Raw genomic sequence first — 25,276 nt, 5'->3', positions numbered from 1 at the left:
CACTACTCATTATAAAACACGCGCTTGACGCGGGTGCTTACGTTGGTGAGCAATTCATAGGGAATGGTACCAATGCGAATGGAAAGCTCCGTCAACGGCAGTTCCTTCCCGAAGACAATTACCTCTTCTCCCGCCTGCACGTCTACTCCGGTCACGTCTATCATGCACATATCCATGCAGATGTTGCCGATGATGGGCACGCGCTGTCCGTTCACCTGCACCTCGCCCACCCCGTTGCCAAACCGGCGGTCATAGCCGTCTGCGTAGCCAATGGCGATGGTGGCAGTGACTTTGTCTGTGTCAGCGATGCCCTTGCGGCTGTAACCCACGGTATCGCCTTTGGTCACGCGCTTTACTTGGGAGATGGTGGTCTTGAGCTGGCCCACGGTCTGCAGTCCCTCCTGCTCGGTGCCTGAGGACTCTATGCCGTACAGCCCGATGCCCAGCCTTACCATGTCAAAGGCGGCCACTTGCCCGAAGCGCACAATGCCCGCCGAGTTGAGGATGTGCTTGGTCACTTTATACCCCAAGTCACTTTCCACCTGCTGGGCCATTTGGGTAAACGCGGCAATCTGCTGCCGGGAGAAGTCATTGTACAGGGCCTCATCGGCGCCAGCCAGATGACTAAAGACGCTTTCTACCTGCACGTGCGGCACCTGCACCAGTACTTCCAAGGCATCTGCCAGCTCTGTCGGGTCAAAGCCTAGGCGGTGCATGCCGGTGTCCAGCTTTAAATGGATGCGGGGCGTTTTTGGGCTGTTTTCGGGGAAATAGTCTAAAAACCGATGCAAGAGGTCTGGTGAGTAAATCTCAGGCTCCAGGTTGAATTGTTGCATCTTTAAGAAGCTGTCTGCGCTGGGGTTCATGACCATGATGGGTAGCGTGATGCCGTGCTCCCGCAAGGCCACGCCCTCGTCTGTGTAGGCCACCGCCAGGTAATCCACTCTATGGAACTGCAACAGATTGGCAATCTCATAAGAACCCGCGCCGTACGCGAAGGCCTTCACCATCACCATGATTTTGGTCTGCGCCGACACTTTGGACCGGTAGAAGTTGAGGTTGTGCACCAGCGCGTCCAGGTTCACTTCCAGCACCGTGCCGTGCACCTGCTGTTGCAAGGCGGCCACCACCTTCTCAAACTGGAACACGCGCGCACCCTTCACTAGAATGGTCTCCTGCCTGAACGTCTCGGGCCGCAACTGACCCAGAAAAGAGTCCGTCCCGAAGTAGAACTCGCTCCCCGCCGGGAACAGGTGCTGGTTTCTACTGATTAAATCGCCAATGCCAATGACCCGGTCCACGCCGTGCGCCTTGACGTCATAGGCCACCTGCTGGTAGAGCGTCTTCTCGTCCAGACCGGCTTCCAGCAAATCTGAGAGAATTAAGGTCTTTCTTCCGCGGCGCGCTTGTTGGGCCAATACGTCCAGGGCAATCCTGAGGCCGGCCAGGTCATTGTTGTAGGTGTCATCAATGACGTAGCAGCCGTTGATGGCCTCTTTGCGCTCCAGGCGCATGGCCACGGGTGCCAGGCGCTCAAAGGGCGTGCTCAACTTTTCGGGTTGCAGGCCCAGGTACAGCAGGAGTGTGAGGCAGTGCAGAGCGTTCTCCAGAGAGGCGTCGTCGGTGAACGGAAGCGTCAAGGTATGCTCCTGGTCCTGATAGGTGTAGGCTATCTTGGTTTTGTGGGTAGAAGTAGACTTGATTTTCACCTGCACATCGGCGGCGTTTCCTTTCAGGCTCCAGGTGAAGCCCGGAAGGTGCTGGTGCTGGATGGTGTGGCGCACCAATTCCTGGTCGGCGCAGTAGATGAGTTGGGAGACGTCTTGGAATAAGAGCAGCTTCTCCTCCAGCTTCTGCTGGTCAGAGTCGAAGCCCCCACTGTGCGCCGAGCCCAGGTTGGTGAAAATGCCGATGGTAGGCTGAATGACCCGGGCCAGCTTCTCCATCTCGCCGGGCTCAGAGATGCCGGCCTCAAACACGCCAATGGTGTGCGTCTCATTAATCTGCCAGACAGAAAGCGGCACGCCAATCTGCGAGTTGTAGCTCCTGGGGCTTTTGACCACGCGCTCGGTGGGGCTCAACAACTGCGACAGCCACTCTTTGACAATGGTCTTGCCGTTGCTGCCCGTGATGCCCACCACCGGCAAATGGTATTGGCTTCTGTGGAAAGCGGCCACGTCTTGCAGGGCCTTCACGCCGCTGGTCACCAAGAGAATATTGGCCTCCTTGTGGTCAGGCACCTCGGCAAACGCTCCCAAGTCTTCCACCACAAACTGTCTGACGCCCTGTTCATACAGGCTGGCCACGTAGTCATGCCCGTCATGGAAATCCCCGCGTATGGCGAAGAACACTGACGTGGCGGCGTTGACCAGTTTGCGGCTGTCGGTGAGCAGGTGCTGGACCGGGTACAGCTGGGCCCATTGAACCACATATCCGCCGGTGGCCTGAGAAATTTCTTGAAGGGTGAGCATAGGCGTAACGTTAGTCAAAACCAAAGATACAAGAAGAAACAGGACCCGGAAGCGAGGTCAGAGGGGAGCACTCCGTTTCTTACCCTCTTAAGGGCTGGCAAGTTTCACCGCGGAGGGACAGCCTTGGTAAAACTTCTGCTGCAGCGGGCAGAACCGTTTTTGGGCTGTTTTCCAGAAAAGAGGCTAAAAACGAGCCGTTGTCTGGGGCAAGCCCTACCTTTGCACTTTCTAAAGAACGACCGTACGTGAAAGTGAATAAATATTATGGCGCCGCTATCAGTGCGTTTATCATCTGGGGCTTCATCCCGTTTCCCCTAAAAGCCTTAGCCGACTACCCCAGCAGTCAGATTCTGTATTTCAGGATTCTGGTCTCCGTCCTGACCTTGATTGTGGTGTCCTTGCTGACGCGCCGCCAGCAGTGGAAGGAGACCAAAGCCCTCTTCAAGGGTCACGCACCCAAGGAGAAGCGCAAATTCCTGGCCTTTACCCTGCTGGGCGGCTTGCTGCTCACGGTCAACTGGCTGGCCTTTATCTACGTGGTAAACCACGTGGACATCCAGACGGGCTCCTTTTCTTACCTGCTCTGCCCCATTCTCACGGCGGTGCTGGGCTTCTTGATTTTGAAGGAGCACCTGCGCGTCAACCAGTGGCTTTCCGTTGCCTTGAGTTTAATGAGCTGTCTCTTGGTGGGCACAGATTCGTTGACCAACCTGCTGTTTAGTTTGCTCATTGCCTCTTCATATGCGTTTTATTTGATTACCCAGCGCCTGCTCAAGGACTATGACAAGATTGTGCTGTTGACCCTGCAGTTGCTGTTGGCGTTTTGCATCATCGGGCCGAGTTACTCTTGGTTTGTAGGCGCCGAGGACGTGCCCATCACGGGGCATTTTGTGCGGCAGATTGTGCTCTTGAGCTGGGTGTTCACGGTCATTCCTTTGTTTCTGAACCTGTATGCGCTCAAAGAAATCAAGTCGGCGACTATTGGTATTTTGATGTACCTCAACCCCATCATCAACTTCACCATGGCCTTCGTGTATTTTAATGAAGTGACTAGTACCCAAAAAGTTATCGCCTACGCGGTCATCTTTTTGTCGGTGATTTTGTACAACCTGCCCATCGGGAAAAAGAAGGCGGCGGAGGCCTAAAAAATATTTGAAAATTTTTCTGAGCCCGTGCAACCAATCATCAGTTTGAGGGCTCTTCATAGTAAAGGCGCCCATCAGGGCACTTTTTAAGGAGATGTTTATGAGAAAAAGTCTTTGGTTGTTTGCCGGAATGTTAGCCATGGGTTGTACCCGGGCAGATGTTTCGCCGGGGACGGAAAAAGAGGGAACCTCCCCCAAGGTAACTTCTGGATCTGGCCAGACCGCGCAACTAAAACTTAAGCAGGTAGTCACGCTAAACCAGCTCTCTGTACAGCTTCAAAGCCTAGAAGACAGTAGATGCCCCATGAATGCCATGTGCATTAGACAAGGTTCTGCCGTAGCCACGCTAGAAGTAAAGGACGCCGCCGGCAACAGCAAGTCTCAGATTCTATATCTAGGCGAGAAGCTGCCAGCGCCCAATGACAGAGGAGACCGGGCCGCCGACTCAGTGGAAGTATCCCTGGGCCAGAAGAACTACCGCTTGATTCTCCACTCCGTGGAACCGTACCCCAACACTTCTGCTGTGCCAGAAGAGACGCAGACCATCTCTGTGACGGTACGTTCCCTTTAGTTTGTCTTTATCGAGTTTATTGATAGAGGGTTGTTTGAAAGAGGTGAGCCCGCGGTCAAGGACCGCGGGTTTCGCTTTTCTAACTGGTTCGGTTGGCGCGCTCTGTCTTTGAATTGGATTACCTATAAAACGAAGAGGCCCTGATGTTGTATCTACATCAGGGCCTCTTCGTTTTTGGTCCGTTTTCTGGGAATTAGTCCAAAAACGGCAATTTCATGGCTTGAGTGAAGACTACTTATTCTAGCTAAATCTTCCACAAGAACACACTAGCTCTCTATTTCCTTCAATAAACTAGCTAAGTCAAGAGGTTTGGTGTACATCTCCAAGGAGCCGTCTGGTTTAGAAGGCCACTGTTCTTTGGGTCTGTCCCAATATAACTCTACGCCGTTGCCGTCAGGATCATTAAGGTACAAAGCCTCAGAAACGCCATGGTCGCTGGCACCTGTCATGGGATATTTTGCTTGGCGCAGTCGGTCAAAGATTTGGGCGAGGTCTTTTCTGGTTGGGTACAGGATGGCCGTGTGGTACAAACCTACTCCTTCTTGGGCCGCGGGTGCTGCGCCCTTACTATGCCAAGTGTTTAAGCCTATGTGATGGTGATACCCGCCCGCCGAGATGAACGCCGCCTGGCTCCCGTACAGCGTGGTGACTTCAAACCCCAGTAGGTCACAGTAGAACGCAAGAGCCCTGTCTAAGTCTGACACCTTCAGGTGTACATGCCCAATGCGCGTCTGGGCGGGAACAATATATTTTTCAGCCATCTTGTCTTCACTTATGTGTTCGGAGGCCTCCTTTTGAAAGCCTGAGTCTTTCCATTTACGGTCAGGCAACAAAGGTGGGTGCGAGTGATAGAACCGGAAGCGCTTACTTCGCTGTCAACCTGAATGAAATTCTAGAAGTGCCATTCGAAAAGTGCGTGCTTGCCTCTGCTTCACGCCTGTTTGGCTAGTAGTGGCTTTGTGCTTTCCATGCGTTGCACCATCCTTTTTAGCAAGGTTTTGACGATGATTTTATGAAAAGGCCGGACTAGCATAAAATAAAACCGTCCGAAGCGGTTGTTAAAGGTGACGGCGGTGGTGATGCTTACCCGTTTCTTGCCATTGCCCTCTAGTAGGCTTTCCAGCAGAAGGGAGACTTTAAAGTTTAAGTGTCTGTCGTCTTCGCCTAAAACTACTTCTTGTGCTGTTTTGTCAAAGACCTTGAATAAGCCCAATCGTTGGCCGGGTTCAAAGGTGAAGGCCTCCGCTTGAGGTTTCCTGTCCTTTAAATGTTCAGGCGTTTTCAGGCCAATCCATCCCACCACTTTGTTTCTAATGGCAAACAACCCATTTATCCAGGTAGACCCGCTGGAGAAAAACATCTTCCCAACACTGGTTATATCAATGGTATCTTCCCTATCAAAGAAATAATGCTGGAAGCTGTCCATGTAGTCAAACAAAAAGTCTTCCTTTTTAAGGAGAGAGTGATCAGGGATTCTGCTGGAGTGGCCACTGCCTTTCATGGGCTATTCTGTTTTCTTGGGCACTAGTTGGTTGAGGGAGGCGCGTTTGTTTGCAGTGAGGTTATATGTCCAGGCACTCATTATTGGCGTGCCGTACGGTTAACTTCCAAGTGTTGTCCTTTTTCATCCAGATGTTGGTATATCTCCTTTTGAGTTTATTCCCCGCATTGGGCGCGCCTTTGGCAGGAACCACTTCTTCGTTGCCCATCACAATCACCATGTCTTTAAAGAACAAGAACTTCTCTGGGTAGCGTTGAAAGGAAGAATACCTTATCACCCCGCTTTTCATCAGCTTAAGAAGTTCAGCTTTTTCATTCACTATTCTATTGGTGGGGTGATTGACCGTCACCTGATCATCCATCAATTGGTCCAGGGCTTTGGCATCAGATGTAAAGATGGCCTTGGCGTGGGCTAAGTCAAGCTTTTCAATTTCTTGCCTAAGACTATCGGTCTCCTGCGCAATAGAAGAATAAGATAACAAGACCAACGCAAGGAAGAGGAAAACACGAGCCTTCATATGTAATTAGTATTTAGATACTTAGAATACGTGATTCTGCCAACTTCAATCTGAGACTTGCAAAAACTTAGCCCAAGTTGTTGCCGAACAAGACTGATATTTAAACGATGGGAAATTTAACTCTTAAAACCCAAACCCAACCCGTATCCCAGAACTCACCTTCTCCTTTTCCTGGAAGCCGGTGAAGAAATCTACGCGCAACACTTTAAACAAATGCTCCAGCCCCACGCCCAACTCCAGGTAATGGCCCGAGGCGTCTGTGTGCAGGTAGTTGACACTGCCTACTTCCTGCCATTTGAGTTTGCGCAGGAGCGGTACCTTGTTCAAGATGAAACCATTGAAGTGGTGACTGTAATGCGCTTCTACATAAGTGCGCTGGGTGCTATAGCGGTAGTAATCCAATAGTTGGAACCCGCTGAAGTCACCGGAAAGCAAGGTGCGGTTGCCTTCAAAGTGCTTGAAGTCCATGAAGTACATTTGCTTTTTGCGCCAGAACGTGCCTATGCTAGCCGAGTAATTGCTTGTTCCTAGTAGACCTAATGCCAACTCATCCCGTACGCCCAGGCTTACAAAATCATAATCCACGTCACTGCCTCCTAGGCCGTTCAACCCTTTGCGGTACTGCGCCGTGATGGTGGGCCACTTAGAACCGAGGTTGATTTTTCTATCTGGATGCGAGATGTACTCCTGCCCCGGCTTGTAGCTCAACACCACCGAGGCGGTGAGGGCCTCATGCTCCGGGAAAGCGGTAGAAGCTACCTCTGCATTGACAGGTTCATTAGGGGTAAATTCTTTGTGAGGACGGTCGCGCCAGTTATAGTCGGTGGTATTGAACAGCATCCTGCGCTGGGCGTAGTCCACTGTGAACGTAGCCTGCAGGCCATTTACTAGTTCGCGCTGGTGCCATAGCCGCAGGTAGTCGCGCTGGTAGAGCTTCTGCCAATTCTCTTCGGCTAGCAGGGTGTAGACCGTGTTGATGAAGGGCGTGATGGGGTCCTGCGCGTTGAACTGGCTTACAAAGCGCCCGGCCTCCACCCCCACCGACTGGCGTTTAATCAAATTATACTGGTAACTGGAGGCAATCTTCGCGTTGAATTTCTCATTACTGAAGCCATAGCGCACCGTGGGCGTGATGGAGTAGTTTCGTCCGTCCTCGAAGCGTTTGGTATAGCCCAAGCGCAGGTTGGCCACTAAGCCCTCCACGGTGTTGTATTGCCAGATGCGCGTGATAGGCTCCACAGTGTAAGAGGTGCGCTCAAACGAGTTTCGATAAGAGTAGCCCGTCAAGAAGACGTCTGCCAAGGAAAGCTTATTGTTCTTTCTATCTAAGGAGTCTTTGTAAGGCTTAGACTCCTTGACCACCTGAATGCTATCTTTCTCATGGTAGTCAGACACCTCCTCTTCTGTAAGCGGAACTGGACGTATCTCGTCCCAATAAGCGCTGTCGCGTTTGTTGGAGTTCTCCTCAATGGCCAGCACCTCTTTCTTCTTGAAAAAGGCATCATCGGGCACGCCGTTGGCAGGTACTTGGTCTTTCTTGGCTCTGGGCTGGCGCTTGTGTCTTTTCTCTGGCGCGGGAGGCACTACTACGGCAATAGGTTTCTCAGGCTCGATAACCGGAGCGGTGACAGTTGGTGCGGGTGCGGAAGGCTTCACAAACGAGGCAGGTTGCACACGGTATTTACTGTACACGGCGGTAAAATAACCGTTGCCTTTAAAGCCGTAACCTTCCACGTCAAACGTGAATTTCTGGGACTGCAACACCCATACGTTGCCCGGGGCGGGTGTGAACTGCTGGGTAATGCGCAAGGTGTCCACAAACTCAATCTGCTGGGCCTTGGTCACAAACAGGTTCAGGCTATGGATGCGGTACGAGTCGTCCACAATGTAAATGTAGCCGGTGAACACAGGGTCGTGCCGGCGCTTTGGCGTCACCTTGATGCGGTGCACCAGCTGGCCGTTGTTCTGGGCGCTTCCCATGAGCTCATAGTTGTAAAACAACAGGGCGTTGCCGGCCACCGGCGAGATAAAGCCCCGCTCGTTGATGCCGTTGGCTTTGATGAGGCTCTTGTAGAAATTGATGCTGAAATCTGAGGCGTTGTTGAAGCTGAAGGCCTTGCTGTTCCCGCTCACCTTAGACGAAATCATGCGCTCCCGCATCTTGTTGGGTTGCTTGAAATGCAACTCAGAGACAGACTCAGACAAGTAGATGATGCCCGGCTTCAGGCCCGCCGGCACTTTGATGATGCCCATCACCCGCTTGGGCACATTGATAAGGCGTTGCAGGCCTTTGATATACACATGCGCGCTGTAGGCTTCTACTTCTTTTAAGTGATACTCCCGCTTGGCAATGGCCTGGCGCATGATGCTGTAGGCCGGGTCTTTTCCGTCTCCGCTTATCCGCACCTCGCCCACGGCGTACACATCCTGCTCTAGCTGTACATTAAGTACCACCGGCTCTGGGGTGTCTTTGATTTCCACCGTCCGGCTCTGGCTTTTGTAGCCCACGTACTGGAACACCACCGTGTAAGTGCCCGGCTCTACGGTAAGCTGGTAATTGCCCTGCTCGTTGGTGGTGGACCCGATGGTGGTGCCTTTGATGTAGACCGTGGCAAAGCCCATCCCCTCGCCTTTTTCATCGGTTACCTTTCCTTTTAGAACACCAGCGTGCGCACTTGACAGCGCCAGCAAAGAAAAAAGCAATAACCAGAAGACTCTTGAAAGCAAAACGGTGGGCATAAACACGAAGCGTAAGAAAGAAACATGAAGACTACAGGAGGAACGCAGGAAAACAGGCTATCGGCATATCTAGTATTCAAAATACTTAATATTGTTTCCGTACCAATCCTGGCAACCGCTGAAAAACCTCCCTTGTTTTCTTCTTCTTAAAGATAAGCTAAAAGAGATTGCCAGGAGAAGCCAGCCCGACCGTTTTTGGCCTGTTTTCTGGAAAAGATGCCAAAAACGACTACGCGGTTGCCTGGGCTTCCAAGGCTTCTTTCTTGCGCAGACGCCGGCTGTACTCCATGTTGAGCAAGACGCCCACCAGCACCAAAGCAATGCCCAGATACGAGAACACGTCAAACACCTCCCCGAAGAGCAGGAACCCCAAGCCCAGCGCGTAGAAAATGCCTACGTAATTGAGGCTAGCCACGCGGGCCAACTCCTCGGCCTGGTAGGCTTTGGTCATGTAATACTGCGCCAACTGCGTGAAAATTCCCGTCAAGAACAGCCATACCCAGTCCATGCCCTGCGGGGGCACCCACTTGAAAAGACAAAACACCGCAGAAACCGGCAGGGCCACCAGCGGGAAGTAAAACACAATCACCATGGGGTGCTCGCGCGCGTTGAGCTTTCTAATGGAATTATACGACAAGCCCGACACGAACGCCCCGCCCACGCCCACTAGCAGGTAATAGGTAGAGATGCGCGTGTCCACGCCCTCAATCACCAGCACGCCCGCAAACGAAATCAAAAAGAACAGCCACTGCCAGGGGTGCACTTTCTCCTTCGCTATAAACACCCCCAACAGCGCCGTAAAAATGGGCGACAGGTACTGAATAGTCACCGCGCCAGCCAGCGGAATGTTCTGCAAGGTGGTAAAGTAGAGCATAAGTGCAATCACACCTGTAATGCCCCGGCCCACCAGAATAAGTTTGTTGCTTCCCCAAGGCGCCACGTTCATGTACCTAAGCGTGGCATAGCTCATAGCTAAGGATATGACCGACCGCACCAAAATAATTTCCATGGACGGCAGGTGGGGCAGGTATTTCACGCACACGTTCATCAAGGCAAAGAAGAACGTGGAGAGCAACATGTACTGGGCACCTTTGGTCATGAGGCAGGGGAATTAAGCAGGGCAAAGGTCGGGAGATTTACGGCAAAAGAAGTGCTTTCTACCAAGACATTTCTATTGCTTAACCGACCCCAAGGGTAAACTGTTTTTGCCTACTTTTGGTTAATAGAAAGGGATATTCCCGCTTGTATTTATTGGTTGCCGTGTTCACACCCAAGAAAAAGAAAGTCTACACCAAGAAAGAGGCCCTGCCCAAAATTGCGGCCTATTGCGCCTACCAAGAGCGCACCCAGAACGAGGTGCGCGCCAAACTGCTGGACTATGGACTGGGCTTGGAAGAAGCCGATGACCTGATTATCTACCTGACCCAGGAGAAGTTCCTGGACGAAGAGCGCTACGCCCAAGCCTACGTTCGGGGCAAGTACGGCCTCAAGCGCTGGGGCCGACGTAAAATCATGCAAGGCCTTAAAGCCAAACGCATCTCAGACTACTGCATCAAGAAAGGCCTCCAAGAAATTGACCCCGACAAATATTGGGAGAACCTGCTCCATTGGCTAGAGCGCAAGCACAAAACCGAAGGCGAGCGCAATCCCATGACCCGCAAGCAGAAAATCAACTACTTCCTGCAAAGCAAAGGCTACGAGCTAGACCTGATTAACGATGCCTGGAAGGAACTGGGGGTGGATTGATGTGCTATTTAGTTAATGTGCCGATGTGCTATTTTACTTTTGTCATCCTGAAAGGACTTGTAGGCGAGCTAGGGAGGCATTAGCTAAGTCCAAACTTCGTTTTTGGTCTATTCTACAGGAATTGAGCCAAAAAACAATAGATTTTACTCGAAGCTCATTCACTTACCAACCTGACTAATTATCGCTTTTTAGGAACTGGTGGAGCTTGCATGGTTTCTCTAGGCATGAGGTACACCTTCCGGCCGGTCATGTTCTCTAGCATGGGCTTCAGGATTTTCTCAGCGTTGATGGAGGTCTGCTTTAAAATACCGCTGTTCAGGGCCGCCTGCTTCACATTCTTCTCCGCAAATTTGTATCCCTCGTCCACCAGTTCGGCATCCTGAAAGTAGGTATTCTCCTTGCCAAAGACCTTGGATTCGGTGTGGTTCACGCGGTAATAGCAAATCTCGGGCGCAGGCAAGCTTATATGCAGGGCAGTATCTCCCAAGAACTGCAAGTCAGAAGGCTGAAGTTTTTGCAGATCAATACAGCCCACGGCCTCGCCTGAGACAATCAAGGCAACTTTAGAGTTGGGCAGAAACCGCGACACTTCCTTGCTATATTCCACCACGTCTTTGAAATTATAGCGCACCAGCTCCAGCTTTCCCATTTCCTCAATCTTAGTGAGAATGGTATTGTGCGTCACCTCCACCTCAACATCTCTTTTGCCGGCCAACAGTTCTTTAATAGAACCACTACAGGCGCGCCAGCCTAAGAAGGCCACTAAGAAAATCAAAATCCAGGGAATGAGCTTATGAAGCACGTACAGAAGTCGCATCAGATTAAGTTAAGTTCTAGCCAAGATAAGCGAAAACCACGCCGAAGGTTACATTTCTCTGTTTTCAGGCTGTTTTGGTGAAAACAGCCTGAAAACAGAGAAATGTAAAGGTTAGAAATTATGAATTAGAAATTGACGCATTTCGTCCCCCTTTGAAGGGGGTAGGGGGGAAGATTAAGGTTTTACAACTTGTAACCGCTTTAATGAAAGGAGGGAATCCTTTTCTACCATAATGCGATTTTCCACTTTTTTCAGCAGAAGTAAGTCATCCCCCTACCCCCTTCAAAGGGGGACGAAAAAGCTCCTACTCCATAACCTACACAACTCCACTTTGTCATCCTGAAAGGACCCTGTGGGCAAATTGTAATGGCCTCTCTCAAAAGCAAAGGATATGATTAACGAAGTAAGATGAAGGCAAATTATTCCATTGCCATCGCCCATCTGGTTCGTCCACAAGGTCCTTTCAGGATGACAGAAATTAAAGAGAGCTGTAAGTATTGGAAGAGTTTATTAGTTACTTAGCTCAACAAATCTTCAGTAGGCCATGCCAGTTTATACCGCTCCTTAAACCCTGTCCAGCCTTGCAAACCTCCAGTGTGTACCGCAATTATTATGGTGCCCCTAGCGAAGTAGTCTTTTTCAATCAAATCGAACACACCAAATAGCATCTTGCCCGTGTAGACGGGGTCCAGCAGAACCTGGTGCTGGCGGTAAAACGTTTCAATAAAGTCTAGCAGTTCTGGCGTCTGTTTGGCGTAGCCTCCAAAGTGATAAGCCGTCTGTAGTTCCCAGTTAGTATACCCTCGGCCAGAATAGGCCTGAACCCAATGCGCAACATCGGTTTTCAAAAAGTCACCGCCTTTCAAGGCCGGGAAGCCGATAACCTGTCCCGCTCCTTCAGCACCTGCAATGATGCCTGCCAAGGTGCCGCCCGTGCCAGAAGCCACGCAGAGCACATCCCAAGGTTCCTGTAGTTCGGTCACAATCTCGGTACAGCCTTTGACCGCCAAGAGATTCGTCCCGCCTTCGGGGAGCAAATACGGAGTGGGGATATCTGCCAGTAGCTCTGCCTGAAACGCAGGGTCGTCTTTGCGCCGGTAGTCTTCGCGGGAAAGGTAGCGGAGTTGCATACCGCATGCCGTGGCTTGCTGTAGGGTTGCATTAAGGGGTAAGGTTTCCTCCCCGCGTATGTAGCCGATGGTATTAAACCCGAACTCCTGCCCTGCCGAGGCCACGGCGGCAATGTGGTTAGAGAAAGCGCCGCCAAAGGTGACTAGCGTTTCTGTGTTTTGGACGCTTGCTTCCTGCAGGTTGTATTTGAGCTTTCGCCACTTATTGCCGGGGATGGAGGGGTGCAACAGGTCTTCGCGCAGTACAGCCAGGGTCACCTGTTTCTGGGTGAGCAAAGGGTGTGACAAGTACTGGAGCGGAGTGGTCATGGGTTTGGGATAGACGCAAGAATGCCCCGTTTTTGGCCTAATTCCTCAGAAACAGGCCAAAAACGGGGCACCTCATTGGGTTAAACCGTTTCTGGTTTCCTTCTTTTAAAGGTCACATACACGGCGCCAAACAGTCCTGCTAGCAAGAGCAGAGAGGAGATGAGCGACACGGTGTTACCCAAGGTATACTCTACCGGCTCAAACTTGAACTCAACTGTGTGCTTGCCGTTTGGAATAGGCATGGCGCGTAAAATGTAGTTTACTCTAAAGTGGTCTACCGGCTTGCCGTCCAGGTATGCTTGCCAGCCGTCTTTGTAGTAAATCTCAGAGAAGACCGCTACTCCGTCTTGGGTGGCTTCAGCGTCATATTTCAGGTAGTTGGGTTTGTACTCCGTGAGGGTCATGCGGGAGGCCGAGGCTCCGTACACATGCGGCTTCACGTTCGGGAATTTGGTTACGTCCACGATGGCCTCATTGCCTGGGTCAAAGGTTTTTAGGGTCTCCAGTTCCTCATCTGGTGAATTTACGGCGCGCACGGTCTGTACAAACCAGGCGTTGCCTAAGCTTCCCGGAATCTGCTGTACCGGCTGCTCTTCTTTGCCCGTGATGGCGTAACGGGTGTTCAGCATGTTCAAGACGTTCATGTTGCCTTGGGCAATGTGGTTCTCAATCACATCCTGATAACGGCGCAGTTTAGCGCCATGGTACCCGCCAATAGACTTGTGGAAGTAAGAGGTACGCGCGTCGTTGAACGGATTAGACACGTTGTACACGCGGTAGCTCAAAGACTTGTCGCGCAGAATGATTTCGTCTGCCGTGGTGGGCGTGAAATACGATTTGCTGTAATCTTTCTGGAAGTCTTTGTCGTTCAGATAACGCTTGTCTACGCCCCACAAATCCACCAGAATCAAGAAACCCACAATCAGCGTGGTCACAAGGGAAGACAGTTTGCGCTTGGTGAACATATATAGCGCACCACCGGCCAATAAGATGAATACCAAAGAACGAAGCGCATCTCCACGTAACATCGCTTGACGGTCGGCGCGGATGGCTTGTACCGGGTACTGGTACTGCAACAATTGTTGGTCAACCGGGGCCACGTAATCAAAAATGCCACTGAACACGAAGAAGAAGGCACAAATACCGCCCACAATGCCCAAGGCGATTAAGATTTTCTTCTGTAGTTCTTTTTGGTCAAGGGCCTCGTTCTGGATGACACGGCACAGGGCCAAGATAGCCAACAGCACCATGGTCACCTGCGCAATGACCAAGGCCATGCTCACCGCTCTGAACTTATTATAACCCGGAAGCGCGTCAAAGATGAAGTAGTTGAAACCGGCGAAGTTCTTACCCCACGCCAGGAACAATGACAGAATAGTCGCGCTTAACAACCACACCCACAAACGGCGCGGTGTTACCATCAAGCCTAGCACAAACAGGAAGCAGATGATAGCGCCCATGTACACGGGACCGCCCACAAACGACTGGTCTCCCCAGTAAAACGGCATAGAGGCCTCGCTCAACTGAGCGGCTGGCATGCCTGCCTGGCTCAAGGCGGCGTAGGTTTCTGAGTTCTTCTCCAAAGGACCTTGGCTGGCACCTCCGTAAAAGTTAGGAATGAGCAAGGTCATGCTCTCGCCAATGCCGTAGCTCCACTGGAACGCATATTCGCGGTCCAGGCCGGTGCTGGCTTCGTCTGGGTTCTGCTTCAGTTCTGAGGCCCCTCTGATGGAATATTGACCGTACTCGGCGGTAGTATAGATACGCCCGAAGCTCACGCCCGCGGCCAATAAAGCGCCGATGGCTAGGATGGCGGTACGCTTAAAGAAATCGGCTGTACGGCCTTCTTTGTACCAATGCACCAACTCCACAATGCCAAAGATGAGGACAATCAGGAGCAGGTAATACGTAATCTGCAAGTGATTCACGCGTATGTGCATGGTCAACCCGAAGGCGAACAGCGCCGCGCCCACCCAGAGGTTCTTTCGGTAGGCATGAATCAAGCCCGCCAATACCAACGGCAAGTAGGCAATGGCCAGTGATTTGGTGTTGTGCCCGGCTTCTAAGATGGCGAAGTTGTAAGACACAAACGTATAGGCAATGGCCCCTACCGCCGACAACATCGGGCGCAAGCCCAACACCGCAAACAAGATATAGGCACACAGCAACGTAATGAACACATTGGAAGCCACCAAAGGCAGACCCGCCGTGAAAATGTGGTGCACGTACTGGAACAAGTCACCCGAAAACTGCACGCTTATCAAGTAAGCCGGCATACCGCTGAACATGGAGTTGGTCCAGAGGGCTTCCTCGCCGGTGGCCTGGCGGTAGTCCGCTATCTCTTTGGCCCCGCCCTGAAACTGCACCACGTCATGTTGCATCAGGCTTTTGCCGTCAAAGAAAATGGGTGAGAAATAGGCTACCGTGAGTAGCAAGAAAAACAGAAGCACCAGCAGGTGCGGTAACAGATGGCGATTGAAGTTGAATTTCGCCGGTAAAAAAGAGGCCATAGCGTCTAATAGAAGAAAAAAGCCCGATGCAGAGAGCATCGGGCTTGAAAGATAATCAGTTTATTTTATTTCTTCATAATCCACGTACTCCCCGTCGGGGAAGTCTTTCTTCTGACGCACCTCTTCGGGCACGTAGTCTACCTTTATTTTACCGTTGCCGGGGCTGGCAGAGGCCGTGCCGTGCCCGTTGGCCTGGTAGGCGCGCTGTTGTTGGGCCTGGGCCTGGTACGTGAATTGTTGCGCCTTGCGCATCTGTTTCTGCACAAATAGTTTAAGCGCATACTTGATGATGTACGGCATAATAAACCGCAGTGCAAAACCGATGGCTAAAAGTATAAGGAAGGTTTTCAAGTCTAATTCTGGTTTGGTTTAAAGTAAAAGTCGCCGTCCTGGTAGCTGTCAATCTCATAGGGCGCACACGCAGATAACGTGCGTTGGGGGCTTAACGTGTATACGCCGTAGCCTAAACCGGTTAAAATCTCCACCACTTTCCGGCGGTTCTCAGCTCCGTTGAGTTCTGTCTGAATCAACGGCTTGTGCTTCTTTATAGTTTCCTGCAGGTGGACAAACACTTGGTGCTCATAGCCTTCCACGTCGCACTTGATAAAATGAAGTTGTTCCAAATCTGCGAACAGCTCATCTGGCACGCGCATCTCCACTTCATACGTTTGGGCATACTGCTCTTGCGCCGAGTTCGCAATTTTGGTCATGCCGTGGTGCACAAGCCCATCACGCAGGGGCGTGCCCATCTCAATGGTGGTGTTCTCCCCGCCCAGCGCGAACGGCAACAGCGTGAGGTTGTCTACCCCGCTGGCCCGCACATTGTCTTGCCAGATTCTACCAAACAAAGGCACCGGCTCCACGGCCAGCACTTGCCCCGTTGGACCCGCCAGCTTAGACAAGAAGGTAGAATAGTAGCCCAGGTTGGCGCCAATGTCCAGGCACGTATAGCCCGGCCGAATGATTCTGCGCAGGAAAAACAGTTCTGGGTATTTGGCCTGCCCTCTACCCGAGCCTACCATGATAATGTACATCCGGCTCACCAGACGCAGATAGCCCTCAAACCCGAGCGCCTTGACCAATAGTTTACGAAAGAATTTCACGGGGTAAAGTTCTGGATTCTACCGGGAGAAAACAAAGGGCGACGTTTTTGGCCTGTTTTGGCGGAAATGGGCGAAAAACGGAGATATGACAAATCCTCGAATCAAAATTATTCCATAGATTAACCGCCGGTACCACTCCCTTTCGTTGGTGTAAAAAGGTACATGGATTTCTATATCACAGATTACATATGGCAAAATTTCTTAGTCGTGTTCCAAGTTTTAGAAAAGTGGCATTAGCCTGTAAGCTGCTTTTAACACTTGCGATTCTACTACCTATTGCAAATAATTCTTTCGCACAGGTAAAAAAGCCTTTATTCCAGTACACGGTATCTTTTCCAAAGCCTGCCACCCACACCTACCATGTAGAACTGAAGATGGGTAAACTCCCCCAAGACACAATCCTGTTCAAGATGCCCAATTGGATGCCAGGCTACTACCAGCTTATGGACTATGCCAAGGCCGTTGAAAATCTAGTGATTAAAGATGAGAAGGGTCGAAACATCTCCTTAATCAAGGTCAGGAACAATGCCTGGCGCTTAACGGGCGTAAAGAACAAACCCTTGCTTTTATCTTATGACATCAAAACTGCTAAGCAGTTTGTGGCCAACAGCTATGTTGACAGCGCCCATGCATATCTTATCCCCGGCAACAGTTTTTTGTATGTAGATGGCTTTTTGAACACCCCTATATCTGTTTCTATCCAAAAGCCCGTCAACTGGAAGGATATTGCCACAGGCTTAGAACCTGTTAACGGAAAGACCACCGAATTTACTGCGTCAAACTTTGATATCCTATATGACTGCCCTGTCTTACTAGGCAACCTAGAAGAACTGCCTTCTTTTAATGTGGGTGAAGTGGAGCATCGGTTTATCGGTTACCAAATGGGTGAGTTTGACAAAGTAGCCTTTATGGGCAAACTCAAGAAGGTGGTGGAGGCGGCCGTTTCCGTGATGGGCGACATTCCTTTCAAGCAGTACACGTTTATTGGCATTGGGCCCGGTCAAGGCGGTATTGAGCATTTGAACAACACAACAGTCAGCTTTAGCGGCAAGTCCCTTAACACCGCAACAAGCACCAATAGAATGATGAATTTTCTGGCACATGAATACTTTCATCATTACAATGCAAAACGCATAAGGCCATTGGAATTGGGTCCGTTTGATTATGACCAAGGCAGCAAGACCAATTTGCTTTGGGTAAGTGAGGGGTTTACGGTGTACTATGACCACCTTATTGTAAAAAGAGCGGGCTTGATAGACGCAGAAACGCTTCTCTCTAACTTCAATGACAAGCTGAACGCAGTAGAAAACAACCCCGGCAAACGGCACCAGTCCTTGATCCAAGCCAGCTATAATACTTGGAAAGATGGCCCATTTGGCACCCAAGGAGAAGACCCTAATAAAACCATCTCATACTATGACAAAGGCCCGTTAGTAGGTTTATTACTTGATTTTGAGATACGACAAGCCACGCAGAATAAGAAGTCTTTAGATGATGTCATGCGAACGCTCTACTGGCAGTATTACAAAAAGGAGAGCCGCGGATTCACAGACGCCGAGTTCCAACAGACCTGTGAGACCATTGCAGGCAAATCATTGGCTACCATTTTTGAATATGTCTACACCACCAAAGAGTTAGACTATGCCACCTATCTGGGCTACGCAGGCTTTAAACTGGAATCCAAACCCACTGACGGCAAACAGGCTCAAAAAATAAAAATCACTCGTGAGGCAAATCCCACAGCTCAACAGAAAGCCATCTTACAATCTTGGTTGGGAGAATGACAAATGGCCAAAATCAAGTTAGTCCAAGAGCTCACAAGGTAAAAACTAGGTATACTATATTTAGTAATTGTATATGTGATAAGTCAGAAACTTCCTTTTATAAACAGAAACAACCTTCTTATCTTTAGAATCGGTTTCTTGTAGGTAGTAGCAGATATGGCATTTTTGAGAGAACAGAATCTTCGGCTGAGGAGCCTTGTAGCGGTGATGGGCTGTGTTTTTCTTTTTTCCTGTCAGGAGAAAGGAGAAACGAAGCGGTTTTCCTTGTGGGGAAAGAAGGAAGTACGGCAAACGGTTCCAGTACCGGCTTCATTCACGGCAGACAGTGTGCAGAAGCTGAGCCACCATTTAGACTCGGTGTTCAGGTATTTCCATAAGCGGAGAGGCTTTAACGGCACGGTGCTGGTGACCAAATATGACCAAGTGGTCTACAAAGGCGCCTTCGGGTACGCTGATTTCTACAAGAGAGACACGCTTACGCTTACAACTGCTTTTCAGTTGGCCTCGGTGTCTAAGCAATTCACGGCCGTGGCCATCATGATGCTTAAGGAAGAAGGTAAGCTGAGCTACGAGGACAGCGTACAGCAGTACATTCCAGACTTCCCGTACCACGGCATCACCATCAGAATGCTCCTTACCCATCGGTCAGGCCTGCCTAACTACACCTATTTCAGTGACAAGCTGTGGCCCAACCGCCAGGTGCCCATCACCAACAAAGACGTCTTGAACTTGATGGCCCAGCACAAGCCAATTGCGTACCTCAAACCCAATGCGCGTTTTAATTACAGCAACACCGGCTATAGCTTGCTGGCTTCTATTGTAGAGCAGGTGAGTGAGATGCCCTTCGCGGAGTTTGTGCAGAAGCGTATTTTCAAGCCTTTGGACATGACCAGCTCTTTTACCTACAGTACCAACATGGCGGTGCTCACTGGTAAAATAGCCACTGGCCATACCCGCTACCGCCAAAAACGCACCACCGACTACCTGGACACCGTGTTGGGCGACAAAGGCGTTTTCTCTACCGTAGAAGACCTCTACAAATGGGACCAGGCGTTGTACACTAACAAACTGGTATCTCCTGAAACGCTGGAAGAAGCTTACACCGGTACCTGGCTCAAAAAGAAACAGCATGAAGACTACGGCTTCGGGTGGCGCATAAAGCCTCTGGGGAACGGAGACACAGCCGTGTATCATGGTGGCCTTTGGCACGGCTTTTCTACTTATTTTCTGCGCAATCCCAAAGACCACAGTACCCTCATTGTCTTGAGCAACCTGCCCAACGGAAGCCTGAGCTACTTGAAGGACATTCGGGAGTTCTTATATCCAGCCACTACTGATAGCGCCAAGGCTCAGAACAAGGGAATGGTGGCAAGTGCTAAGAGGTAATTTCTGAAATACTTGAGAGACAAGGCAGTGCCTGGTCTCTACAACAAATTCTAATTTGTGCAGGTATTTATTGGAGGTTAAATTCCTTTAATGCCATGTCTGACAGATTCCGAGACACTTATAGAATTCCGTCTGCGCGTCTGCAAGATTGGGACTATGGGTGGAACGCGGCCTACTTTGTAACCATCTGCACAAAAGATAAACAACACTTCTTCGGGGAGGTTCAAGAAGGAGAAATGGTCTTGTCTGAGATTGGACAATTGGCTCAAGGATTTTGGGAAGAGATTCCAACCCATTTCCCATTTGTTTTATTAGACGCTTTTGTGGTCATGCCTAATCATGTGCATGGGATTGTTTCTATCAGCAAACCATTTGATGGGACTTCAGGTGGCAATGTAGAAATTGGCGATAAGGCAACTGGAGACGCATTGGAGACAAGGCAGTGCCTTGTCTCTACGAAACCAACGCCAGAACTATCTACCATTGGTCAACTGCGATTTCAGAACCAAGGCAAACATACATTGTCTACCATCATCGGCTCTTATAAATCAGCAGTGACAAAATCCGCGCGTCAAACCCATGCAGATTTTGCTTGGCAGTCTCGGTTTCATGACCATATCATTAGAGATGAGAAGGCACATAAAGAAATAGCCCATTACATTTTCCACAATCCTGAGAACTGGTACCAAGACGTATTCTATAAATAAACCGTAGAGACAACGGCAGCGCCTTGTCTCCCACGCATTCCTGATTGTTTCGCTGTTAAATCCCCTTCTTCTCCCCTACCGCCTTCCGCACCGCCGGGGCCACTACCGTTCCCAACAGCTCAATGGCGTGCATGACTTGCGCGTGGGGCATGGTGCCCACGCTGATGTGCAGCAGGAACCGGGTATTCCCGAACAACTCATACTCCCATAGAATCTTGTCAATCACCTGCTGCGGGCTGCCCACCAGCAGAGAACCCTCGGGGCTGCGCATGAGGTCATATTGTTCACGGCTCATACCCGACCACCCGCGCTCCTTGCCAATCTTGCCCATAAGGTAAGCGTAGGGACCGTAAAATTCATCGGCGGCTTTCTGGGAGTCATCGGCTATGTACCCATGCGAGTTGATGGCCAACTGTAGCTTTGGCACGTCATGCCCCGCTTTCTTGTAGGCTTGCTTGTAGAGGTCGGTGAAGGGGACAAACCGTTCAGGGCTGCCGCCAATAATGGCCAACGCCATGGGCAAGCCATATTCCGCGGCGCGTACCACTGAAGCCGGCGTGCCGCCCACCGCCACCCAGATGGGCAGCTCTGCCTGGTACGGTCTTGGGTACACGCCTAGGTTATGGATGGAGGGCCGGTGCTTGCCGGTCCAGGTCACCTTTTCGCTTTTGTTCAGTTGTACCAACAGGTCTAGCTTCTCAGAGAACAGCTCGTTGTAGTCATCCAAGTCCTGGCCGAACAGCGGGAACGACTCAATGAAGGAACCGCGGCCGGCCATAATCTCAGCACGGCCCTTGCTCAGCAAATCCACGTGCGCGAAATCCTGGAACACCCGCACTGGGTCATCTGAGCTCAGCACCGTCACGGCGCTGGACAGCTTGATGTTCTTGGTCTTGACGGCCGCCGCGGCCAGCACCACGGCCGGCGAAGAGACAATAAAATCTTCGCGGTGGTGCTCGCCAATGGAAAAGACGTCCAAGCCAACTTGGTCGGCTAGCTCAATCTCCTCCATAAGGTTGGCCATGCGCTCATGCAGTGGCAACAGCTTGCCCGTGGCCGGGTCTGGGGTATTCTCTACAAACGTGGTGATGCCTATTTCCATAAGGGATGGGTTCAAACGTGCGCGCTACAAAAGGGTACTATGGCTAACGGAACCGAAAGATAAAAGCTTCAGCCACGCAACACACATGCCCGTGGCACCATGGCTCCAAACCATACCAACTATCCACTAGATACCTGCCCAGAAGCAGCCAAAGGCCGTTTCCTTATACCAGACCGTTTTTAACCTCTTTTCACCAAAACAGCCCAAAAACGAAATCACTTTTTGAATGGAAATTCTGCTGCAAATCCGTTAATTTAAATACAAACCAATTAGAAGGACTATGCTGGATATTATCATTGAAGCTCGTAAAGCCTCCCTCGCCCCGGGCATGGACGTGCGGAGAATCCTTCCGTTTAGAATGCGCCGAATGGTAGGCCCGTTCATCTTCATGGACCATGCCGGCCCGGTAGACGTGCAACCGCCGCTGCAGCACAACCTGGACGTGTTGCCGCATCCGCATATTGGCTTGTCTACAGTAAGCTACTTGTTTGGCGGGCAGGTCACGCACAGAGACAGCCTAGGCGTGGAGCAGGTGATTCTGCCCGGCGAAGTAAACTGGATGACGGCAGGAAGCGGCATCTCGCACTCAGAGCGGTTTGAGGACCCCGCCACTTTGGCCGGCGGCAACCTGGAGATGATACAGACCTGGGTGGCCCTGCCCGAGAAAGACGAAGAGGCTGCGCCCGCTTTCCACAACTACAAACCAGACCAACTGCCCATCTTCACCGATACCGGCGTCTGGATGCGCCTCATTGCTGGTGATGCCTACGGCCTCAGGAACGATGTCAAAACCCATTCGCCGCTATTCTATTTGCATGTCCAGCTGGAAACCAATGCCCGTTTTGGCCTGCCCATGGAACACGCAGAGCGCGGTATCTACATTGCCAAGGGTAGTCTGGAGTTGGGCGGCAGAATTTATGGCGCCGGACAGATGCTGGTGTTCAACAAAGGCGTAGACCCAGTGTTGCTGGCCAAAGAACCCACTACCCTCATGCTCCTGGGCGGCGAGCCTTTGGGAGAGCGGCACATCTGGTGGAATTTTGTCTCCAGCCGAAAAGAGCGCATTGAGCAGGCCAAGGCAGACTGGAAGGAAGGACGCATCATCCTTCCGCCAAATGACAACCAGGAGTTTGTGCCCCTGCCTGATGACAAGTCCAAACCCGCCAGCAACGCCCCGGCCCCGCAGGCACTTTCTTAAGCAGCTATTAAATTCAACGTTATCGGCTTAATAAATAGAAGCGCTACTTTCTGGTATATCGAAAAATTTAAGGGCGGCAAAAATCAAGGAACGGGTGGGTATCTACTGGAAAAGCTTCGGCCTTTTACCTAATCAGCTGCGTTTTTGGCTTGTTTTCAGGAAAAAAGGCTAAAAACGGCCTGTCCGCAACTTCCATTGAAAACCGAATAGAGCCCCGCTCCCCTGCTGTAACCAACTCTATCTGTTGGCGTTACAAATAATGACACAGTGCGCACTGTCTTCTTTGCAAGGTAGGTTGATAACCGTAGGAGGTTGTCCAGGGGGTAAGCGAGCGTAGAGGGGTTGGTAAGAAATGTGGGCATGGGATTAACAATTACTAAGTATGCGCCGGCCACTGCGCTTCAATCTGTGGTAGACCATTATTGGGCAGGAACCAACACAGACACAGAGGGCACGCAAGCCCAAAGAGTTTTCCCGTCTAGCTACATTGAGGTGGTGCTGCCCTTGGGTCCTTCCAGAAAAGGCAAGAAAACAATGTCTGGACCCGCTGTGGGCGAAGTGGGCTTTTGGACGGTGCCGCATGCCTTGCCTACTTCAGAGAGCAAAGAATGGTTTGGCATCTGCTTCAACCCAGAGGCCTTGCCGGGGGTGTTTGGGTTGTCTGCGTCTGAGTTGCTCAACCATGCGGGCTCTTGCCAGAAAGAACTGGATGCGTCTTTTTCAACCTTCTGTCGGTCATTGAGCCAGGCCACCACCAACTCTGAGCGGGTGCGCCTGACAGATGCCTATCTAACTACCTTTCTACAAACTGCAGCGCCCAAACCAGAAGCCACTTCTTATGTGCAGACCGCCGCTAGGCTTATCAGGCTCCAGAAATGCCATGTGAGCGTAGAGGGTTTGAGCCAGAACCTGTGCATTGGCATGCGGCAATTGGAGCGCGCCTTTAAAAAAGACCTGGGGCTGACTCCCAAAACCTATATGCGCCTGAGCCGGCTCAGCTCTGTGCTGCAACTCATCTCCCAAAACCCCAACTTACCACTGGCGCAGCTTTCTTACCTGGGTGGCTACTCAGACCAGGCCCATTTTAACCGCGAGTTCAAACGAATGACCGGCGTGGTACCTTCTAAGTATGTGGCGCATCCGCAGGAGTTTCTAACTTTTTAAAAGCGAACTAGCCTGTTACATTTTTCTATAAAACGCGTTTTTGGCCTGTTTTCTAAGAATTAGGCCAAAAACGGAAGCGGGGCTTTGGCTGGGTCTGCAACTAGTTTTTTAACTGGTAGAATGTCGGGTTTGTGCAAGACTTTTCTTGGTGGTGCAGATACCTTTGGCCCCATTCCTTAGTACACGCGCCAGCTGCTATCCTACTGCCTTTCTGTGCAAAAGACGCCCCGTCTCCTTTGCACGCTGTAATGCGTGCTAGAAAAGGATATGCCAAGAGAAGCGGTACACGCTCACCATTGCGCTATACCCTGTCCTTGTTGCCTCCTTCATAACTGCCAACCATTTGCTTGGGCTGGCAGAGGTCACTTATTTCATTTTCCTTGAGAGATAGCCCCACCGGTCCCGTTCCCTCGGGTTTCAAGTACTGTTTTCTTTTCTAACAACAACCTAATCCTTCTTTCTATGAAAAACATATTCGCGCGGGCAAAAACCATTTTTCTGGCGCCTCTCCTTTTCACGTTGTTCTTCTTTGCTGGCTGTGAGTCGCAAGAAGACGTAGCTCCTAGCAACCTCAACCAGAACCTGGCCAAGGGCATATCTTCTACCTATTACGGTCCTACCACCATGCTGTGGGGCGGCACCGTGCGCACGTGGGTAGAGATGATGAACGGCCACCCCACCGCCATGGGCATGGAGATTTCAGAGGAAACCTTGCAGAACCTGCCTCACATGCCCGGTGAGTATTTCCTGAAGCTGCCTGGCCAACTGCACGCCACTGGCATCAAGGCCATTTCCATTGGCTGGAACCCCGAGGGACATGAGCCAGACGGTGTTTACACCCTGCCGCACTTTGACTTCCACTTTTACATGATCAACCAGAACCAGATCATGAAAATTGCTGGCGGCCTAGATGAGGGTGCTTATGATTTGATGGAGCGGGGCGTACTGCCGGCCACTTATGTCTTTGGCCCGGCGCCGTTTGCCGTGCCGCACATGGGCGTACACTGGTCAGACATCACCTCACCAGAGTTCTCACCGGCTGGCTTCTCCAAAACCTTTATCTATGGGTCTAACCAGGACAAGGTTACCTTCTTTGAGCCGATGATCACGCTAGCCTATATGCAGAGCCTTATGGATGACATGCCGGTTTGGTCTAACATACCACAGTTGAACATTGTGGAGGACCCTGGCTACTACCCAACCTCCTATACCCTGGAGTATGACGCTGACCGCGGCGTGTACATCCTTGCCTTGACCGGCCTCACCTTCCGGAACAAATAATCACGCTTGCCCAAATGTAAAAAGCCCTTCTCCAAGTTTTGGAGAAGGGCTTTTTTATGCTGTTGACACTTTCTGGCAAGAGTCGTTTTTGGCCT

The 25,276-nt window shown here is 51.0% G+C and carries 21 protein-coding genes; 9 read left to right on the top strand and 12 right to left on the bottom strand.

Annotated features, from left to right (window positions below):
- Positions 1-2: 2 nt before the first annotated feature.
- A complete protein-coding gene (locus tag TH61_RS07560; RefSeq protein WP_066507936.1) occupies positions 3-2,471 on the bottom strand; it encodes a bifunctional UDP-N-acetylmuramoyl-tripeptide:D-alanyl-D-alanine ligase/alanine racemase in 2,469 nt (822 codons plus the stop codon).
- A gap of 245 nt (positions 2,472-2,716) precedes the next feature.
- Here TH61_RS07560 and TH61_RS07555 point away from each other — a divergent pair, with 245 nt between their 5' ends.
- Complete coding sequence (locus TH61_RS07555; RefSeq protein ID WP_066512640.1) at positions 2,717-3,616, top strand: EamA family transporter; 900 nt, start codon at positions 2,717-2,719, stop codon at positions 3,614-3,616.
- Between the two features lie 100 nt (positions 3,617-3,716).
- Positions 3,717-4,187 (top strand): hypothetical protein, encoded by a 471-nt coding sequence (locus tag TH61_RS07550; protein ID WP_066507934.1) that lies wholly within the window; start codon positions 3,717-3,719, stop codon positions 4,185-4,187.
- A gap of 266 nt (positions 4,188-4,453) precedes the next feature.
- Here the strand turns inward: TH61_RS07550 and TH61_RS07545 are convergent, their stop codons facing one another.
- The 5 genes from TH61_RS07545 to TH61_RS07525 all read right to left on the bottom strand — a co-directional run bounded on the left by TH61_RS07545 (position 4,454) and on the right by TH61_RS07525 (position 10,043).
- Positions 4,454-4,948 (bottom strand): VOC family protein, encoded by a 495-nt coding sequence (locus TH61_RS07545; RefSeq protein WP_066512638.1) that lies wholly within the window; start codon positions 4,946-4,948, stop codon positions 4,454-4,456.
- Between the two features lie 170 nt (positions 4,949-5,118).
- On the bottom strand, positions 5,119-5,688 hold the full coding sequence (locus TH61_RS07540) for a DUF2867 domain-containing protein (RefSeq protein ID WP_066507933.1): 570 nt from the start codon (positions 5,686-5,688) through the stop codon (positions 5,119-5,121).
- A 61-nt stretch (positions 5,689-5,749) separates the two neighbouring features.
- The gene (locus tag TH61_RS07535) at positions 5,750-6,205 is read right to left on the bottom strand and encodes a nuclear transport factor 2 family protein (RefSeq protein WP_066507932.1); all 456 of its coding nucleotides are present in this window, start codon (positions 6,203-6,205) and stop codon (positions 5,750-5,752) included.
- A 123-nt stretch (positions 6,206-6,328) separates the two neighbouring features.
- Positions 6,329-8,944, bottom strand: a complete 2,616-nt coding sequence (locus tag TH61_RS07530; RefSeq protein ID WP_071887807.1) for a DUF5686 and carboxypeptidase regulatory-like domain-containing protein — start codon at positions 8,942-8,944, stop codon at positions 6,329-6,331.
- Positions 8,945-9,173: 229 nt separating this feature from the next.
- Positions 9,174-10,043 carry a DMT family transporter gene (locus TH61_RS07525; protein ID WP_231862319.1) on the bottom strand — a complete coding sequence of 290 codons (870 nt, stop codon included), beginning with the start codon at positions 10,041-10,043 and terminating at the stop codon, positions 9,174-9,176.
- A gap of 143 nt (positions 10,044-10,186) precedes the next feature.
- Between TH61_RS07525 and TH61_RS07520 the strand changes: the two genes are divergently transcribed.
- Positions 10,187-10,690 carry a regulatory protein RecX gene (locus TH61_RS07520; RefSeq protein WP_231862318.1) on the top strand — a complete coding sequence of 168 codons (504 nt, stop codon included), beginning with the start codon at positions 10,187-10,189 and terminating at the stop codon, positions 10,688-10,690.
- 178 nt (positions 10,691-10,868) lie between these two features.
- Here TH61_RS07520 and TH61_RS07515 read toward each other — a convergent pair whose 3' ends face one another.
- The 5 genes from TH61_RS07515 to TH61_RS07495 form a co-directional block, all read right to left on the bottom strand.
- Positions 10,869-11,507, bottom strand: coding sequence for a DUF4230 domain-containing protein (locus TH61_RS07515; RefSeq protein WP_066507928.1), 639 nt, complete (start codon positions 11,505-11,507; stop codon positions 10,869-10,871).
- 518 nt (positions 11,508-12,025) lie between these two features.
- Positions 12,026-12,946, bottom strand: coding sequence for a 1-aminocyclopropane-1-carboxylate deaminase/D-cysteine desulfhydrase (locus TH61_RS07510; protein WP_066507926.1), 921 nt, complete (start codon positions 12,944-12,946; stop codon positions 12,026-12,028).
- An 80-nt stretch (positions 12,947-13,026) separates the two neighbouring features.
- Positions 13,027-15,456, bottom strand: a complete 2,430-nt coding sequence (locus TH61_RS07505; protein ID WP_071887932.1) for a YfhO family protein — start codon at positions 15,454-15,456, stop codon at positions 13,027-13,029.
- A 60-nt stretch (positions 15,457-15,516) separates the two neighbouring features.
- Positions 15,517-15,807, bottom strand: coding sequence for a DUF4834 family protein (locus tag TH61_RS07500; protein ID WP_066507924.1), 291 nt, complete (start codon positions 15,805-15,807; stop codon positions 15,517-15,519).
- 2 nt (positions 15,808-15,809) lie between these two features.
- Entirely contained in the window at positions 15,810-16,559 is a 750-nt protein-coding gene (locus TH61_RS07495; RefSeq protein WP_157600640.1) for an FkbM family methyltransferase, read from the bottom strand.
- A 374-nt stretch (positions 16,560-16,933) separates the two neighbouring features.
- On the opposite strand from TH61_RS07495, the gene TH61_RS07490 reads away from it, so the two are divergent.
- The 3 genes from TH61_RS07490 to TH61_RS07480 all read left to right on the top strand — a co-directional run bounded on the left by TH61_RS07490 (position 16,934) and on the right by TH61_RS07480 (position 20,436).
- Positions 16,934-18,343 carry a hypothetical protein gene (locus TH61_RS07490; RefSeq protein WP_066507918.1) on the top strand — a complete coding sequence of 470 codons (1,410 nt, stop codon included), beginning with the start codon at positions 16,934-16,936 and terminating at the stop codon, positions 18,341-18,343.
- A gap of 264 nt (positions 18,344-18,607) precedes the next feature.
- Positions 18,608-19,729 (top strand): serine hydrolase, encoded by a 1,122-nt coding sequence (locus tag TH61_RS07485; RefSeq protein WP_066507916.1) that lies wholly within the window; start codon positions 18,608-18,610, stop codon positions 19,727-19,729.
- 95 nt (positions 19,730-19,824) lie between these two features.
- The gene (locus tag TH61_RS07480) at positions 19,825-20,436 is read left to right on the top strand and encodes a transposase (protein WP_066507915.1); all 612 of its coding nucleotides are present in this window, start codon (positions 19,825-19,827) and stop codon (positions 20,434-20,436) included.
- Between the two features lie 55 nt (positions 20,437-20,491).
- Here the strand turns inward: TH61_RS07480 and TH61_RS07475 are convergent, their stop codons facing one another.
- Positions 20,492-21,538, bottom strand: a complete 1,047-nt coding sequence (locus TH61_RS07475) for an LLM class flavin-dependent oxidoreductase (protein WP_066507914.1) — start codon at positions 21,536-21,538, stop codon at positions 20,492-20,494.
- 280 nt (positions 21,539-21,818) lie between these two features.
- On the opposite strand from TH61_RS07475, the gene TH61_RS07470 reads away from it, so the two are divergent.
- The 3 genes from TH61_RS07470 to TH61_RS07460 all read left to right on the top strand — a co-directional run bounded on the left by TH61_RS07470 (position 21,819) and on the right by TH61_RS07460 (position 25,181).
- The gene (locus TH61_RS07470) at positions 21,819-22,736 is read left to right on the top strand and encodes a pirin family protein (protein WP_066507913.1); all 918 of its coding nucleotides are present in this window, start codon (positions 21,819-21,821) and stop codon (positions 22,734-22,736) included.
- A 360-nt stretch (positions 22,737-23,096) separates the two neighbouring features.
- A complete protein-coding gene (locus tag TH61_RS07465; protein ID WP_066507911.1) occupies positions 23,097-23,900 on the top strand; it encodes a helix-turn-helix domain-containing protein in 804 nt (267 codons plus the stop codon).
- Between the two features lie 462 nt (positions 23,901-24,362).
- Positions 24,363-25,181 carry a hypothetical protein gene (locus TH61_RS07460; RefSeq protein WP_066507910.1) on the top strand — a complete coding sequence of 273 codons (819 nt, stop codon included), beginning with the start codon at positions 24,363-24,365 and terminating at the stop codon, positions 25,179-25,181.
- The last annotated feature ends 95 nt before the right edge of the window (positions 25,182-25,276 follow it).

It is taken from the genome of Rufibacter sp. DG15C, assembly GCF_001577755.1.
In the GTDB taxonomy this organism is placed as follows: domain Bacteria; phylum Bacteroidota; class Bacteroidia; order Cytophagales; family Hymenobacteraceae; genus Nibribacter.
Note: the sequence above shows the minus strand (reverse complement) of the source record. Positions and strands in the feature narration are given on the sequence as shown.

Bases quoted from the DNA above. Each gene is read 5' to 3' on its own strand.
- TH61_RS07475 (WP_066507914.1), bottom strand. From the start codon at position 21,538: ATGGAAATAGGCATCACCACGTTTGTAGAGAATACCCCAGACCCGGCC.
- TH61_RS07550 (WP_066507934.1), top strand. From the start codon at position 3,717: ATGAGAAAAAGTCTTTGGTTGTTTGCCGGAATGTTAGCCATGGGTTGT.
- TH61_RS07525 (WP_231862319.1), bottom strand. From the start codon at position 10,043: ATGACCAAAGGTGCCCAGTACATGTTGCTCTCCACGTTCTTCTTTGCC.
- TH61_RS07470 (WP_066507913.1), top strand. From the start codon at position 21,819: ATGCTGGATATTATCATTGAAGCTCGTAAAGCCTCCCTCGCCCCGGGC.
- TH61_RS07515 (WP_066507928.1), bottom strand. From the start codon at position 11,507: ATGCGACTTCTGTACGTGCTTCATAAGCTCATTCCCTGGATTTTGATT.
- TH61_RS07505 (WP_071887932.1), bottom strand. From the start codon at position 15,456: ATGGCCTCTTTTTTACCGGCGAAATTCAACTTCAATCGCCATCTGTTA.
- TH61_RS07480 (WP_066507915.1), top strand. From the start codon at position 19,825: ATGTCTGACAGATTCCGAGACACTTATAGAATTCCGTCTGCGCGTCTG.
- TH61_RS07490 (WP_066507918.1), top strand. From the start codon at position 16,934: ATGGGTAAACTCCCCCAAGACACAATCCTGTTCAAGATGCCCAATTGG.
- TH61_RS07530 (WP_071887807.1), bottom strand. From the start codon at position 8,944: ATGCCCACCGTTTTGCTTTCAAGAGTCTTCTGGTTATTGCTTTTTTCT.
- TH61_RS07540 (WP_066507933.1), bottom strand. From the start codon at position 5,688: ATGAAAGGCAGTGGCCACTCCAGCAGAATCCCTGATCACTCTCTCCTT.
- TH61_RS07460 (WP_066507910.1), top strand. From the start codon at position 24,363: ATGAAAAACATATTCGCGCGGGCAAAAACCATTTTTCTGGCGCCTCTC.
- TH61_RS07535 (WP_066507932.1), bottom strand. From the start codon at position 6,205: ATGAAGGCTCGTGTTTTCCTCTTCCTTGCGTTGGTCTTGTTATCTTAT.
- TH61_RS07465 (WP_066507911.1), top strand. From the start codon at position 23,097: ATGGGATTAACAATTACTAAGTATGCGCCGGCCACTGCGCTTCAATCT.
- TH61_RS07560 (WP_066507936.1), bottom strand. From the start codon at position 2,471: ATGCTCACCCTTCAAGAAATTTCTCAGGCCACCGGCGGATATGTGGTT.
- TH61_RS07545 (WP_066512638.1), bottom strand. From the start codon at position 4,948: ATGGCTGAAAAATATATTGTTCCCGCCCAGACGCGCATTGGGCATGTA.
- TH61_RS07510 (WP_066507926.1), bottom strand. From the start codon at position 12,946: ATGACCACTCCGCTCCAGTACTTGTCACACCCTTTGCTCACCCAGAAA.